This is a genomic window from Rhodobacteraceae bacterium IMCC1335, from assembly GCA_039640495.1.
Taxonomy (GTDB): domain Bacteria; phylum Pseudomonadota; class Alphaproteobacteria; order Rhodobacterales; family Rhodobacteraceae; genus Thalassovivens.
This window is the reverse complement of sequence record CP046864.1, coordinates 1180932-1196120: the sequence shown is the minus strand read 5'-3', so window position 1 is coordinate 1196120 and position 15189 is coordinate 1180932. Positions and strand designations below refer to the sequence as shown.

At 51.5% G+C, this 15189-nt stretch carries 15 protein-coding genes; 9 read left to right on the top strand and 6 right to left on the bottom strand.

The window, feature by feature from the left end; all coding sequences use genetic code 11:
• Positions 1-32: 32 nt before the first annotated feature.
• Entirely contained in the window at positions 33-1841 is a 1809-nt protein-coding gene (locus tag GN241_05675) for an ATP-binding cassette domain-containing protein (GenBank protein ID XAT56900.1), read from the bottom strand.
• 149 nt (positions 1842-1990) lie between these two features.
• Positions 1991-4162 (bottom strand): hypothetical protein, encoded by a 2172-nt coding sequence (locus GN241_05670; protein ID XAT56899.1) that lies wholly within the window; start codon positions 4160-4162, stop codon positions 1991-1993.
• Between the two features lie 454 nt (positions 4163-4616).
• Here GN241_05670 and GN241_05665 point away from each other — a divergent pair, with 454 nt between their 5' ends.
• Entirely contained in the window at positions 4617-5696 is a 1080-nt protein-coding gene (locus GN241_05665) for a DUF2793 domain-containing protein (GenBank protein XAT56898.1), read from the top strand.
• Between the two features lie 19 nt (positions 5697-5715).
• Here the strand turns inward: GN241_05665 and GN241_05660 are convergent, their stop codons facing one another.
• The gene (locus tag GN241_05660) at positions 5716-6243 is read right to left on the bottom strand and encodes a hypothetical protein (GenBank protein XAT56897.1); all 528 of its coding nucleotides are present in this window, start codon (positions 6241-6243) and stop codon (positions 5716-5718) included.
• A gap of 269 nt (positions 6244-6512) precedes the next feature.
• On the opposite strand from GN241_05660, the gene GN241_05655 reads away from it, so the two are divergent.
• The 3 genes from GN241_05655 (at position 6513) to GN241_05645 (ending at position 9307) form a co-directional block, all read left to right on the top strand.
• Positions 6513-6875 carry a 4a-hydroxytetrahydrobiopterin dehydratase gene (locus tag GN241_05655; protein ID XAT56896.1) on the top strand — a complete coding sequence of 121 codons (363 nt, stop codon included), beginning with the start codon at positions 6513-6515 and terminating at the stop codon, positions 6873-6875.
• A gap of 499 nt (positions 6876-7374) precedes the next feature.
• A complete protein-coding gene (locus tag GN241_05650; GenBank protein ID XAT56895.1) occupies positions 7375-8013 on the top strand; it encodes a hypothetical protein in 639 nt (212 codons plus the stop codon).
• Between the two features lie 46 nt (positions 8014-8059).
• Entirely contained in the window at positions 8060-9307 is a 1248-nt protein-coding gene (locus GN241_05645) for an MFS transporter (GenBank protein XAT56894.1), read from the top strand.
• 15 nt (positions 9308-9322) lie between these two features.
• Here GN241_05645 and GN241_05640 read toward each other — a convergent pair whose 3' ends face one another.
• Positions 9323-9547: a hypothetical protein gene (locus tag GN241_05640; protein ID XAT56893.1), complete on the bottom strand. Its 225-nt coding sequence runs from the start codon at positions 9545-9547 to the stop codon at positions 9323-9325.
• Between the two features lie 118 nt (positions 9548-9665).
• On the bottom strand, positions 9666-10418 hold the full coding sequence (locus GN241_05635; protein XAT56892.1) for a helix-turn-helix domain-containing protein: 753 nt from the start codon (positions 10416-10418) through the stop codon (positions 9666-9668).
• 85 nt (positions 10419-10503) lie between these two features.
• Between GN241_05635 and GN241_05630 the strand changes: the two genes are divergently transcribed.
• From GN241_05630 to GN241_05610, 5 genes are all read left to right on the top strand, one after another.
• Positions 10504-11853, top strand: coding sequence for a selenium-binding protein (locus GN241_05630; GenBank protein XAT56891.1), 1350 nt, complete (start codon positions 10504-10506; stop codon positions 11851-11853).
• The gene (locus GN241_05625; protein ID XAT59188.1) at positions 11853-12218 is read left to right on the top strand and encodes a 2Fe-2S iron-sulfur cluster binding domain-containing protein; all 366 of its coding nucleotides are present in this window, start codon (positions 11853-11855) and stop codon (positions 12216-12218) included. Before GN241_05630 ends, GN241_05625 begins: the two co-directional genes overlap by 1 nt.
• Positions 12215-12673 carry a CoA-binding protein gene (locus GN241_05620; protein XAT56890.1) on the top strand — a complete coding sequence of 153 codons (459 nt, stop codon included), beginning with the start codon at positions 12215-12217 and terminating at the stop codon, positions 12671-12673. Before GN241_05625 ends, GN241_05620 begins: the two co-directional genes overlap by 4 nt.
• Before the next feature lie 2 nt (positions 12674-12675).
• On the top strand, positions 12676-13080 hold the full coding sequence (locus GN241_05615) for a rhodanese-like domain-containing protein (GenBank protein XAT56889.1): 405 nt from the start codon (positions 12676-12678) through the stop codon (positions 13078-13080).
• A 64-nt stretch (positions 13081-13144) separates the two neighbouring features.
• Positions 13145-13993, top strand: a complete 849-nt coding sequence (locus GN241_05610; protein XAT56888.1) for a methyltransferase domain-containing protein — start codon at positions 13145-13147, stop codon at positions 13991-13993.
• A 30-nt stretch (positions 13994-14023) separates the two neighbouring features.
• Here the strand turns inward: GN241_05610 and tgt are convergent, their stop codons facing one another.
• Positions 14024-15154 carry a tRNA guanosine(34) transglycosylase Tgt gene (gene tgt, locus GN241_05605; GenBank protein ID XAT56887.1) on the bottom strand — a complete coding sequence of 377 codons (1131 nt, stop codon included), beginning with the start codon at positions 15152-15154 and terminating at the stop codon, positions 14024-14026.
• Positions 15155-15189 lie beyond the last annotated feature (35 nt).

Below are 15189 nucleotides of genomic sequence, written 5' to 3'. Positions count from 1 at the left end.
GAAGCGGGCTGGTTTTTCAAGAACTATAAGCTTTACACCGCAGTTTCTATCACCTCCCCATCGGTGAATTGCAATTTTGCCAGCCTGGCGTAAAGCCCCCCTTGGCCCACCAGATCGTCATGCGTGCCAGTTGCAACCACGCCGCCTTGATCCAAGACAAGAATGCGGTCTGCTTTCTTCACGGTCGCCAAACGATGCGCCACAATCAGGGTCGTACGGTCGCGGGCCAGTTCATCCACTGCCAGTTGTACTGCCCGTTCGCTTTCCGCATCCAGCGCGCTGGTGGCTTCATCCAGCAAAAGCACAGGGGCATCGCGCAAAATTGCACGCGCAATCGCAATCCGTTGCTTTTGCCCACCCGACAGCAAAACCCCGCGCTCTCCCACATAAGTATCAAAACCTTGCGGTAATTTTTTTATAAACTTGGCTGCAGCAGCGGCCTGAGCAGCTTTCAAAACCTCTTCATCGGTAGCATCAGGGCGACCAAATCGAATATTATCGCGCACCGAGGCAGCAAAAATAACAGGGTCTTGTGGCACCACGGCCATACGCTTGCGAAACGCGCTGCGGGTCAATTCGTTAAGGTTGATACCATCAAATAAGATCGCCCCATTTTGTGGATCAAAAAAGCGTAGCAGCAATTGGATAATGGTCGACTTCCCCGCTCCAGAAGGGCCTACAAGCGCCACCGTTTCACCTGGTTCCACCTCAAACGAGATATCCTTTAAAATCTGCGCTTCCGGCCGCATTGGATAGCGAAAAGAGACGTTTTGAAAACTTAATTTTCCTTTCGCATTCGCCGGAAGCGCCGTTGGAGACACAGGGTCCAACACATGATCCTGCGATGACAGCAGGTCGACAAGTCGCTCTGTTGCGCCAGCGGCGCGCTGCAATTCGCTCCAAATCTCAGACAGCGCGGCAACTGATCCTGCCACCATGATCGCGTAGATCAAAAACTGGATCAACGTGCCAGGGCTGATCAGATCGCTTCTTACGTCGCGGGCCCCAATCCACAAAACGCCGACGACGCCCGAAAACACCAGAAAAATGACAATCATCGTCATCAAAGCGCGCGTATTCACCCTTTGAATGGCAACCAAATAGCTTTTTTCGGTGACATCCGCGAAATCGGCTTGGGTTTGCGCTTCATGGGTAAAGGCTTGAACCGTTTGTACGGCGCCAAGCGATTCCGACGCGGTGCCAGAGCTGGCGGCGATCCAATCTTGATTGAGCTTGCTGAAGCGGCGCACACGCCGGCCGAGCGTTAAAATCGGAATGACCACGGCAGGAACGATCAACAACACCAACCCCGTCAGCTTTACCGAGGTGAGAAACATCAACGCCAAGCCCCCGATAAAGATCAGTAAATTGCGCAAAGCGATTGAAATCGATGAGCCTAAGACCGATAGGATTAGGGTCGTATCGGTTGTGATGCGGCTCAGCACCTCTCCGGTAAGTATGTTGTCAAAAAAAGACGGGCTCATCATGATCACGCGATCAAAGACTGCCCGCCGGATATCTGCCACAACCCGCTCGCCAAGGCGCGTGACCAAGGAATAGCGCAGCGCGGTTCCCAAGGCCAAAAGGGCCGCGATGCCAAGCGCCGCCGCAAAATATTTATCCAATGTGGAATCGTCTGGAATACCGAAATTATCCACCACCCGACGCACTGCCAGTGGCAAGGTTAACGACACGCCTGCGGTCAGAATAAGCGCCAGAAATGCGGCGCCCATCAAAGCTTTATAGGGCAACAGAAAAGGTAATAAACCCTGCAATGCTGACAGTTTTTTTGATTTAGAGCGTTCTGTTTCTGCGAATTGGGGCGCGGTCTCTGCTGCCATGTGGTGGTATCCTAAAGTTGCTTGAGCCTTGTAAAGCCGTAAGGCTGGGATAAGGTCAAGCAAAACTAAAGCCAGCGCGGCTGTAACTGCAATTTCCTGCAATCTTAGACTCGGCTAAGCCGTATAACAAAAGCGCCTAAGCGCTGTGATCACCACATCCCAAAACTATCAAAGACGACATGAGCCTCGTTGAACTCTGACGGATCAAGCCCGCTTAGAAGAATGCCGCGCCCGGCAAAATCGATCCAAAGATCCTGATGATGGGCTTGCATATTCAGGTTATCAAACCCCGCTTGAGCAGCTTTACCATCGCGGGTCAGAAAGCAAAGCTGGTCTAAATTAGGATCAAAATCCTTTATAATATCAATCTCATTGCCCGATGGTGGCGCGAAAACAAAGCAATCTCTACCAGCCCCGCCGACAAGATAATCATGCCCTTCGCCCCCAAAAAGAACATCTTCTCCGGCTCCGCCAAACAAGCGATCATAGCCAGACCCACCTGATAAAAGATCATCTCCTCCGCCTGCTAACAAAATATCGTGCCCGCTCAAGCCCAGTAATGCATCAGCGCCCTCATTGCCGGCCACCGTAACGCCGGAATGGTCCCCGACCAAAGGCAACTGATGCGCAGGGGCTACGGGCGTGTCCCAGTTGGAGCTTAACGAAAAGACCTCAAAAACGGCGTGCATAAACGAAACGCCGCTTGCTTCTGCCTCAAGCGCAGATAAAATCTTGGGCAAAGCTGCAACCTCTGAAGATGGCAGCGGAAACACGGTTTCCGGCTGAGGCGCCGCAAGCGTCACGCCGGGCTTTAACGCCGGATCCGCGGGTGCAGGCTCACTGCTGAGCCTTTCAGCCAATTCAACATCAAAATGCGATGCAAACTGAACGTCGATGCTTTTAAGATCCGCCTGCTGCAAGATCTGCCCTGCTACGGTCTTTAATGTAAGGGTTTCATCTCCATGGCCGAGCCGCGCGCCATCAACCAGCGCATCAAAGTCCAATTGATCTACGCTGTAAAGCTCTGGCCAGAATGATAAATCCAATTGATCTACGCGAGGATCAAAATCAACGATCACGTCATGCGCGGCGTCTGCCCTCATCACGAAGCGGTCAGCACCCGCCCCCCCCGATAATGACTGGGTATAAGCTGCATCGATCAAAATATCCGCGCCTGCCCCGCCATAAAGATATCGATCATTGGCGCTGGCAATCAAAATATTATGATCCTGATTCCCTTGAATGCCCTCTGATTTTTTCTGCCCCAGTTCCAGCTGGAAAAGGCCAATACCCGTTTGACCAGAAGACCGGCTTAACAACAGAAACTCGGATCCATTTTGCACAAACTCCAATTGCGAAACCGCCCCTAGTGCCCCGCCCTCGGCGGAGGAAAGGAATGTGCTTTGATGTAATAGAAGACCATCGGGCAAAAGCTCAAATACGCTGAGCCCGTTATCAGCCCCCGACACCGCAACGAAGCCGCGCCCGTCAAATTCGGCATAACTCAGCGCTGATGGATTAGAAAACCGCATCAGATGATCATCCAACAGGTGATCCACGGGGCGTAAGTGACCATTTTCGGCCACCCGCATGACGCTAACAGAATTGGTACCCTGCGCGGCTATTATCAAAAACCGTGCCCCATTTAACGAGGCAGCTTCAACATGCGTGATCCCAGCAATCGGCAAAGATTGCTTGGCTCCAATATCTTGCAAGAATGATATGTCATGGCCCGCGCCGAGATGAAAGCTGGACAGGCCTGCCTCAACCCCAGAGGCGGCATAAATAAAATAGCCTGACTCGCTACGAATGGCAGCAAGATCAACCACATGATCGAGATAGTGGTGGGCTTGATCAGGAATTGATGCCCAAACCGGGCTTTCTTTCTGGCGCGGGTCATCCAGTAAGGCAAACCCATTTCCGGCGCGGGACCCAAGCGCAAACTGACTTGCGTTATCTTCAGCCAATTGAAGAATATGGGCACTTTGATTGAACTGCCCGCTCCCAAGGTTATGCCAAAAAAAGCTATTTGAAACACCAGAACCGCCGTCATGCCGATGACTGGCCGCCTGCAAATATGCCTCATCTATCCGATGCTGGATACCTGCGACCTGAAACTCATGATAATGCTCTGATTTCAACGCCCTTATGGTGCCCGTGTCAGAGGCCCCGTTTTGCAGCGAAAACACAAATTCTTTGGCGTCTTGAAAATCCAACGCGTGCAAATTGCCTTTAGCTGGGTCAGCCCAAAATCCGATCGGCCGTCGATCCGGTTCAAATTGCGTTGCCCCAAACGCACCCTTCCAGTGAATATTAATCAACTCCCTACCCCCAAGCGTCCCCACGCATGGCTGTCAGGCTGAAGAAAACCCCCGCAAAAAGGCTTAATGAAACACGGCAATATTGCGGCACTTGCAAAAGATTAAATTTAACTTGTTACAGCTTCGCGCAAGATGGTGCAGATATCGGACAGCCAGTAGCGTTTGAAAACCGCCCTCGATATAATATATCGTGGCTCTGAATTTCAAAAATCTGAAACGCACGCGGCGCGTGAACGCTGCAAAATGCGGGTGCATTTCGAAAAGCCGAGGGCGGCCCAATCTGTAATCCCGGCTTTAAAGGCCAACCCGCCTGTCAGATCCGAAAGCCGGCAAGACGGGCCAACATGTAAAAACCTATTAAGCCTTGGTTAAGGATGCGCGCCGCGCGGAGAGAAAGATTTAACCAGTTATCTAGCACTTTAGGCGTTGATGCTCCTTATTGACTGGCTGAAGTATGTTTGAACACTCGCCCCGCCTGACCCTCCCTTATATACAACCCGCGCAAGCCCAAAAACACGTAACGCATAATCAAGCCATTCGCCAAATTGACGGATTAATCCACATGAGCGTCGTTTCGGATGCGCTCAGCACGCCGCCCACAGAGCAGGAAGAGGGTACGTGTTATCTGGTGCCCCCAAACGCCCAAGATGGCTGGCAAGGCTGGGCGCATCACGTCGCGATCTGGCAAGATGCCGCCTGGATGTTTTTAACGCCCAAAACCGGTTGGCGGCTCTTTGTTTCGGATCAGAAAAAACTGATGGTTTATCTCGGGTCCGCCTGGGTCATTTTGGCAGATGCCAATCCGCATCACTCCCTTGAGGCGCTTTCGATCCATGCCACGACCACCGAAACCCAAAGGCTCGCGGTACAATCCCAAACAATCCTTTGGACCAGCATCAGCCAAAGCGATGACGTGGCAGGTGGTGTTATACACATTTTGAATAAAAATGCGGAGTCGCAAGATAACGGATTGGTTTTTCAAAATAATTACAAGCCGCATCTTAGCATGGGGTGTTTTGGCTCAAATGATTTTAAAATCAGCCGTATAGATGAGGCGGGGACGCATCAAGACAGCCTGACCCTTGACAGCCAGAGCGGGATTTTATCAAGCCCCACATTGCCGCGCTTTGACGCCGTGCTGAATTACGACTATCCGCTCCAGGAGGCCATTTGGCAACGCGTCCCCGTTAACGAAAGCAAATATAATGACCAGCTATGCTTTGATTCTGAGGCAAATCAGTTTCGCGCGCCCAGCGCTGGAACCTATTTCTTTTCAGCAAATGTGTTCTTGAACAATACAGATGCGGTAGAACAAAGTTGCCAGATCAGATTTGACTGCCCGCTTGAGGGGGAAAGATCCCGCTCATTGCGCGTATTACCCGATCTTAAAAGCCACTCATCCGCAACGCTTTCAACCCAAAGCCTCGCGTATCTGGAAGAAGGTGATACCGTCGCGCTTCAGGCGCAATGCGCGCAAACAGGCGCAACTCTGCTTGCTGGGGCAACTGGGTTCTTGGGCTTTAAAATCGGATAAACCAGCAGGACCGGGCTTTTCATTCGGTCCAACGCGGCTCGATTTCAACAAGATTTTCTTCGTTTTGATCCGTTGATTTCAACAATTCCGGTAAGGAAGTTCGCACCGAATACCAGCGCGCAGGCACCGCACGATCTTTGGAGATATAAGATCGCAGAACCGGACCGTCGCAAAAATACAGTTCCATTTCCACCTCAAGCAACACATCCAACCAATAATCTTGCCGTAAAATTGTGAAGGCGCCTTGTTCATTTTTTTGATCAAACAAATATTGAATTTGATCAAGACAGCGCAAGCTGCTCTCATAGTTTTTTTCTGCAATCAGCAACGGGTAAAAGGGAAGTTGCTGGGCAACAATTTCGCGCAGGCTTTGTTCTTCAACGGGCTCTTGTATCTCTTCTTGCCAAGGCGCAATGACGCTCTCTTGGCCCGCGTTTGCGGGCTGCTGTGTTTGACCAAACAATTCGCTTAAAAAGCTGCCTTGTTGCGCAGACACAGGTTGGGCGCATAAGAGGCCAACCAATATAATCCGTTTTAAGCGTCTCACTTGGGCATTCCGTGTCTTTACCACTTCTCTGAACGCTACATCTAAAGCAAGGCGCTGCTAACGACCAGCCAGAAACAGTCTCTTCTTTGCTCAAATTCTCAAAACACATTGGTTTTTATGATCCTGCAGAAAAGCCTCACCCAAGGCGCCCTCAGCTTCTTGCGCTTAAAAGCCTAGCGCCATAAACGTTGGTTTTAAATTTTGCGCCCTCTCATTTTGCGCTATACTTACTCTCTGAAATTGTCACTTTCAAAAAGGCCGCTTTCCCTATGACTGAATTTTCCCAAAAGATCTGCGTGGCATGCCAACCGGATGCCGAACCTGCCAGCGCGGCAGAATTGGCTGACTTTTTGGCCAAGAACCCAAATTGGGCGATGACCCATCGCGATAGTGTCAAACGCATCGAGCGGAGCTATAACTTCAAGAACTTTCAAGACGCGCTCACCTTTACGAATGCGGTGGGCGAGGTGGCCGAGCAAGAAGGCCATCATCCCAGCATTCAGACCGAATGGGGCAAAGTGATCGTTATCTGGTGGAGCCATAAAATTGCAGATTTACATTTGAATGATCTGATCTTGGCCGCGCGCTGCGATAGACGCTACGATCTTCAAATGGCAAAACAGCCCGTTTAAACCGTCAGAGCCATCCAATCCCCAGCGTGGGCGCTTGTGCATATTAAAGAGACTCTGTGCTTAAATTGAACAGTCCTCATTTTACGATTTTTATGCTATAGGTCTTAAATGGGGGAGAAAACATGTCAAACGAGCAGGGAAATTTAAAGGGCGCAGGCATCTCACTGATCATCATTATCGCAATTATGGTGGTTTTTCCACTTGTGGTAAATCTCATCACGACTTCCTATTGATGGATCTGTGAAAGCGCCAGATAAGGCCCAAGACTGAAACGCAGCCGTGATCGATGATCAATAAGGCAAGAAGCGACAAGACCGCTTCAAATGCGCCTTCGCAGCGATAAAAAACGGATTGGGGGCCGCCCAGAGGCGCCCTTGCTTTCGTGATCTTTAGCATTAAGCTTCTCTAGACCGGCACTAAAGGATCTCAACAGGGCAAGCGCGCCCGAGGGGCACCAAAGCACTGCCTAAAGAGCCCCGCTGGATGAGAAAGGCACAGCGTGTACGCAGTAAAACTGGTCTTAAATATAATAAGCCTAGCCTTGAACACGGCTATTTTTGTCTTGATTGCTCTGCCAATTATCGACCGCAGCGGTTTTTTACAGGTTGACTGGCGGCCAGAGCTGACCTTTGCGACAGAGTTGGCTCTGGCACCTGCAATCAAAAGCCAGGCCAGCGCACCGCCAGCCCAATTCGATCAACGCATTTCTCTTCCCATTGCGCGATTAGAGGCGCCCCAACTGGGCCAACATCAAACGGTCTCTTCTTATACCAGCGAAGCCTCTTCCCTACGCCGTCTGCTTGATAAGGCCCAGCAACCAGCGCAGCGCTGGGTTTCCATTGAAGATCAAACTGACACCGCTTTCATGCAGGCCAAACGCCATAAACCACCCTGCCCAACCTCAAACTTTGCACCCTGGAGCGATTGCTTCGGCCGTTTTGAATTGCCCTGGGGGGCGATTTATCAGGGCGTCTGGCAGCAGGACCAATTTAATGGCATAGGCAAATTATTATTGGAAAATGGCGAATTATTTCAAGGCTATTTTAAAAACAACCGCCGCCACGGGCTGGGGGTTTTGCTTAAACAAGATGGCAGCCGCGTAAGCGGCACCTGGCAAAATGGAGGATTTCTAAAATGAGCGCTTTACCAAAGCGGGCACTCCAGACTAACCTGTGTAACCGGTTATTTTAACAGGCCTCAAACTGGGCCTCAAACGCCGTTTGCTTGCGCGAAGCGAGACCAAAAACAAAGGACTAAATGTGACACGCTATAAAGTGTTTGCGGGGGCGTGCTTAACCCAATTTATCGTGATCGGATTTTTGTTTTCTTACGGGGTGTTTTTTAGCGCGTTTGAAACGGAATTCGGCTGGTCGCGGACGCTGCTGTCAAGCTGCTCGGCATTGGCGTTTTTCGTCATGGGGGTGTTGGCGATTATCGCGGGGCGTCTCTCTGATCGCTATGGCCCTCGGCTGGTGTTAGGCTTTACCGGGCTGATGTATGGGCTTGGATTTATTTTAATGTCCCAGATCACGCAGCCGTGGCAATTGCTCATGATCTTCGTCGTCTTTATTGGTTTGGGGATGGGCACCCATGATGTCGTAACCCTCTCAACCGTGGCGCGATGGTTTCCCAAAGGGCGCGGTTTCATCACTGGTCTGGTAAAGCTGGGAACCGCGGCGGGGCAAATGACCTTGCCCCCGATCGCCGCTTTTTTGATTCTCAGCTATGGCTGGCGCCGCAGTTTGGTAATTTTAGGCCTATTGGCAGCTCTGAGCCTTCTGGCAGCCGCCCTATTAATGTCGCGCCCGGAAAACGAGAAGCCAACAGCTGCGCAAGCCAAACTTGCAACTGCCTCATTTCAAGACGCCAAACGCAGTTTGACGTTCAAAAAACTTTGTCTGATACAATTTTTATTTTTCCCCACTTTGATGACAATCCCAACCCATATCGCGGTTTATGGCATGGATATGGGCATGACCGGCGCGCGTGCGGCCTTGTTGCTAACTGTGATTGGCGCCGCCAGCATGGCCGGCCGGCTCGCGACGGGATATTTCCAAGATCGCTTGGGAAGCCAAGCCGCCTATAGCGCCTGCTTTATTCCGATTTTAATCAGCCTTAACGCCCTGCTTTTATGGGAAAATCATACCGCTTTATTCGTGTTTATGGCGCTTTACGGTTTTGGCCATGGTGGCTTTTTTTCCGTCGTCTCGCCCACCGTTGCGGAATATTTTGGGATGCAATCGCATGGAGCGCTGTTTGGCATTATTTTATTTTTTGGCACGATCGGCGGTGCCATTGGGCCAATACTTGCTGGTATGGTGTTTGATTATTCAGGCAATTATGATAGCGCCTTTATTACCTTGGCGGTTCTCATGGCCTTGGGCTTGATCTTGGTGCTCACGCTGCCAAAAACCCAAGCCACAGCTGCTTAGGCAAACCGAAAAAGCTCAGTTCATCAGCCGCGTGCGCGCCGCATCAAAGCGCTCTTTGATGAAGTCAAATTTATCATCTGGATCGTCGATCGGCAGATCCTCATTCACCGCCCAAGCAATATGATACATATAGCTTTTTAATTCGCTCTGAAACGTTTCGGGCAGCGCCTCATAATAAATGTTTACATCACCCAAAAAGCTGCGCATAAAGTTTGGAATATAAACCTCTTGGTGCTGCATTGTGATCTCCTGACCGATTTCAACACCTTATATACGGCCAAAATTTGCGATATTTAGAGATCCGCTGCTGTTCGCAGGAAGTGCATTATTTTGCCACTTCTCGCCCAAATATAGGGCGCTAAGCGGCAGCTCCCGCAACCTGCAAAGAATGGCCTATTTTCTGCGCCATCTGGCAAAGCTGCTCTCCGATTTGAGCGCGGCGGTCTTTGGTGAAGCGGCGTACCGGCCCGGTGGCGCCAATGCTGTAAAGCGCCCCAACCGATCCGATTTGCACCGGAGCCGCAACCGACGATACCCCCAGTTCGATTTCCTGTACGCATTCGGCATAGCCGCTGCTGAGAATCTGATCAAACTCGCGCGACAGGCGTTGCGGATCACAGCGCGTATATTCGGTAAAGGAGCGCATCGGGCCAGATAAAATATCTTGTCGAAACGTATCATCCGCAAAGGCTGCGATGACTTTTGAGCATGAACAAGCATGCATCGGGCGAAACCCGAGCCCTGGATGCACGAATGAGCGTTTTGCATCGCCCGGCACTTCCACATGGATAATTTCAACGCCCCTATTGCGAAAGCGCGATAAAAAGACCGCCTCGCCCAAATCATCGGCAGCGCGCTGCAATTTTGGCGCAGCGCTGCGGCAAATATCTACATCTGTTTGCCCCAAAAGCGCCAAGCGCACCAAACTTTCTCCGACGATGAACCGCCCTGAAGAAACCTCATCCAGCAATTGCTCCGCCTGCATTGAGTGCAACAACCGATAGCAGGTGGGTCGCGGCAGATCGGTCAATTGCTGCACTTCTGAGGCCGTAACTGGCCGACCCGCCATGGCCACAGCCTCCAATACTTTCATCACGCGCGCCAGATGCATAAATTCTCACTTTACAGACATTTGTCTCATGTAATAAGAATAACGTAAGAAAAGTCAAGCATCTCGAATCGGTCTGGAGAAAAGAATGGAATGTTGCGGCCCCGGATATGCCTCCCCTGCCGAAGCGATGAAGGCACCTCGTGAAAAGCTGCTCTACACAATCGCCATCTACACGGGCACGGGCATCCAAAAACCCGATTATCTGGCGACAATCGATAATGATCCTGACAGCCCCACCTATTCGCAAGTGATCAGCCGCTGCGAAGTGCCCGGGATTGGCGATGAACTGCACCATATGGGCTGGAATGCCTGTTCTTCTTGCTTTGACGATGCCTCAATGGCGCGTAAATATCTTTTGGTGCCCGGCGTGCGCTCTTCCAATATCCATATCATCGATTGCGCCACAGACCCGCGCAATCCAACGCTGTTCAAGGTGATTGATGGGGCCGATATCAAAGCCAAAACCAATCTCAGCGCGCCACATACAATCCATTGCTTGGGTTCGGAAATCATCATTTCAATGCTAGGCGATGCGCAAGGCAACGCGCCGGGAGGTTATTTACACCTTAACAAAGACTTCGAAATCGTTGGACGTTGGGAAAACTCGATGGGCGATATCAAATTCGGCTATGATTTTTGGTATCAACCGCGCCACAACGTTATGGTCAGCTCTGAATGGGGCGCGCCCAATACCTTTATGCCTGGTTTTGATCTGGAAGAAGTGGGGCATCTCAAATACGGCCGAGAAATCCATTTTTGGGATTTTGAAAAGAAAGAGCCGATCAAAAGCATGTATTTGGGTGAAGATGGACTGATCCCATTGGAAGTGCGTTTTCATCACGATCCGGACAGTTCACATGGCTTTGTCGGCGCCGCGCTCAGCGCAAATATTATTCATTGGTGGAAAGATCAAAATGACGAGTGGCAATGGGAAAAAATTGTCGATGTTGAAAATGAACCGCATCCGGAATGGCCGATCCCAGTTCCCGGGGTAATTTCGGTTATTCTTTTATCCATGGATGATAAATATCTTTACCTGTGCAATTGGCTACATGGCGATATACGCCAATATGACATCAGCGATCCGCATCATGCAAAGCTTACCGGCCAGGTGTGGATGGGGGGCTTGCTGGGCAAAGCACCAGAGGTGAACGGCGTGAAAGTCACCGGCGGTCCGCAAATGATTCAGCTCAGTCTGGATGGTAAGCGGCTCTATGTCACCACCTCTTTATTCAGTACGTGGGACAATCAGTTTTATCCAGAAATCCGAACCAATGGTGGCTGTATGTTGATGGTGAATTGCGACACTGAAAATGGCGGTATGGAAATTGATCCGAATTTCGTGGTGGATTTTGGCAAAGAGCCCAACGGCCCAAGCCGGTGCCACGAAACCCGCTATCCCGGTGGCGATTGCACAAGCGATATCTGGCTATGATGCATAAAATCACGTTGGCAAACCGCGATGGCGCCACCTATGAGGTGGATCATCGCAAACCGCTGCTCGACAGCCTGCGCGACCAAGGCGTTGATTTGCCTTATGGCTGTAAATATGGCGGTTGCATCACCTGCGCGGCTAAGCTCACCACAGGCCGGGTGAATCAAGCGCCGCAAGTGGCGCTGAACAATCGCCAGATTACGGATGGCTATGTCATTTTATGCGTCGCCCGCCCGCTCAGCGATTGCACGTTTGAAATTGGCGTTGAAAGCCATGACAAGCTCTATCGCAACCCCTTCTTGGATCCGCTTGCCCCGCATGAATTGAAAGCCGATATCGCCACAAAATTGGAGAAAGCTCCATGACTTATATGGACCACGATGCCCCTTACCCTGACGGGTATTTAAATGACATCCTATCGTCGGTTAAAACCATCGCCATGGTGGGTGCCAGCCCCGATAAAACCAAGTTCAGCTATGGCGTTTTAAGGGTACTCAGCGAAACCGGCTATGATATGATCCCCATCAATCCACGCCCCGGTTTGAAAGAAATCCGCGGATTAAAAGTTTACCCATCACTGGATGCGATTGACCGCCCTGTGGATATGGTGGAGGTGTTTCGCCGCCCCGAGGATTTATTGGGAATCGCCCGCGAAGCGATTGCCATCAAGGCCAAAGTGCTTTGGGGACAAATTGGTGTGCGCAATGATGACGCCGCGCGGCTTGCCGAAGAGGCGGGGATGAAAGTGGTGATGAACCGTTGCCCAAAAATAGAACTTTTCCGGCCGTTTTGGAAACCCAAACTGCATTTAGGAATTTAACCATGGCGCAAAAAATAACCAAAGGTATCAAGGCATTGCTCGCAGAAGCCAATGCTGTCGTGCCCAGTATATCCGTTGAAGAGGCCGCCGGCCTATTGGACAGCCAAGATCACGTCTTTATCGATTTACGGGATATTCGCGAGCTGCAGCGCTCGGGAAAAATACCAAATGCGTTTTCTTGCCCGCGCGGAATGTTGGAATTCTGGATTGATCCAGAAAGCCCCTATCATAAAGAACTGTTCAACCAAGATAAAACCTATGTATTTTATTGTGCCAGCGCTTGGCGGTCAGCCCTAAGCGCACAGGTCGCGCAGCAAATGGGATTATCTCCAGTCACGCATATTGCCGGGGGATTCACGGCTTGGCAGAAAGCCGCTGCGCCAATAGAGCCGGTGGAAAAGAAGTAATGCGCCGCCCCGCGCCTGCACTATAGTGGGCCGATGTAAATATCCTGAAAGCGAGGCAGAGCAAATGGCGGATTTTGGCGAAAACCCAGATCAAGGGAAATTCTGGAACGAAGAACCTGGCCTGTCTTGGGTGGAAAATGACCGCTTGATGAGCGAGCGGCTGGAGTCCATCAGTCAATTGCTTCTGGAAAATTTGGATCTTCGCCCATCCGGCAGGATTCTTGATATCGGATGCGGCGGCGGGGGCACCACGCTTGCGCTTGCAAAACGCGCCCCACCAAGCGCGCAGATTACTGGCTTGGATATTTCAAAACCACTTTTAGATTTGGCCGCGCAGAAATGCGCGAATCACGAAAACATCAACTTTGTCTTGGCTGATGCGCAGGCGCATCGCTTTGCGTTACAAAAATTTGACACGGTGATCTCACGATTTGGCGTTATGTTCTTCGAAAACCCGGTGAAAGCCTTTCAAAACATCAAATCCGCACTCACCGTTGAAGGCAGGTTACACTTTGTTTGCTGGGCCCCTTTGGAGGAAAACGAATTTTTTTATGCGCCGTTGCAAGCCGCCTTGCAGCATACAGATCAGCCTTTTATCGCCCCCGGCCGCGCGCCGGGGCCTTTGGCGTTCAGCGATGCCGCATATCTGCGCAGCCTGCTTGAAGAGGCCGGTTTTCAGCAGATTGAGATCGCAAAAACCCCCACACGAGTAACCACCAAAGACAGCCCCGAAGAAGATGCCAAGCTGCTGATGCAGATCGGCTTAGCCACGCGGATTATGACTTTAGCCGAAATGGGGGAGGCTGAGCGCGCCAAAGTGTTCCGCTCGATGCTGGCGCAATCCGCAGCGCGCCAGAAAGACGGCAAAATTTCCTATGACGCCACGGTTTATATCGTAGCCGCGCGCGCCTAAAAAACCGGTGCAAAACGCGCCAAAGCCAGGTTACAATGGGGCGATATCTCCTGCCGCTCTCTGAGAATAGAACTCGGCTTCAAAACTGGCAAAACGACCGGCTGCAATCGCCGCGCGCATATCGGCCATTAAATCCTGATAATATTGCAGATTATGCCAGGTGAGCAGCATCCCCGAAATCATTTCTTGCGAACGAAAAACATGATGAAGATACGCCCGCGAGTAATTTTTGCATGCCGGGCAGCTGCAGGCGCTGTCAAGCGGGCGCGGATCGTCCTGATGACGGGCGTTTTTGATATTCACCACACCTTGGCGGGTAAAGGCCTGCCCCGTGCGCCCCGAGCGCGAGGGCAATACACAATCCATCATATCGATACCCCGTTTCACCGCGCCAACGATATCATCCGGTTTGCCAACCCCCATCAGATAGCGCGGCTTATCCTGCGGCAACATATCAGGGGCATAGTCAAGCACCGAAAACATCGCCTCTTGCCCTTCGCCCACCGCAAGCCCGCCAACCGCATAGCCATCAAACCCAATGGTCTTCAAAGCCTCGGCGCTTTCGGCGCGCTGCTCGGGGAACACGCTGCCCTGCTGAATACCAAATAAAGCATGCCCCGGGCGATCCCCGAATGCCTCTTTGGAACGCGCCGCCCAGCGCATTGACAATTGCATACTCTCCAAGGCGGTTTTCTCGTCAGCGGGAAAGGGCGTGCATTCATCAAAACACATCACAATATCGCTACCCAAAAGGCGTTGGATATCCATCGAGCGTTCGGGGGTAATCTCGTGCTTGGATCCATCAACATGCGATTTAAAGGTAACGCCCCGCTCCGTCAGTTTGCGCAAACCGGCCAAAGACATCACCTGAAACCCGCCACTATCGGTTAGAATTGGGCGCTGCCAATTCATAAACCTGTGCAAGCCCCCCAAAGCATTCACCCGCTCGGCCCCCGGCCGCAGCATCAAATGATAGGTATTGCCAAGCAGAATATCTGCCCCCGTTGCTGCCACGCTTTCTGGCATCATCGCCTTCACCGTGGCCGCCGTACCCACTGGCATGAAGGCAGGCGTGCGGATATCGCCTCTCGGGGTCGAAATCTTTCCCGCCCGCGTTTTGCCATCGCGCGCCGCAACCGAATATGAAAACCGATCCGTCATTCTACTACGTTATCAACCCTTACATTCATTAAGGC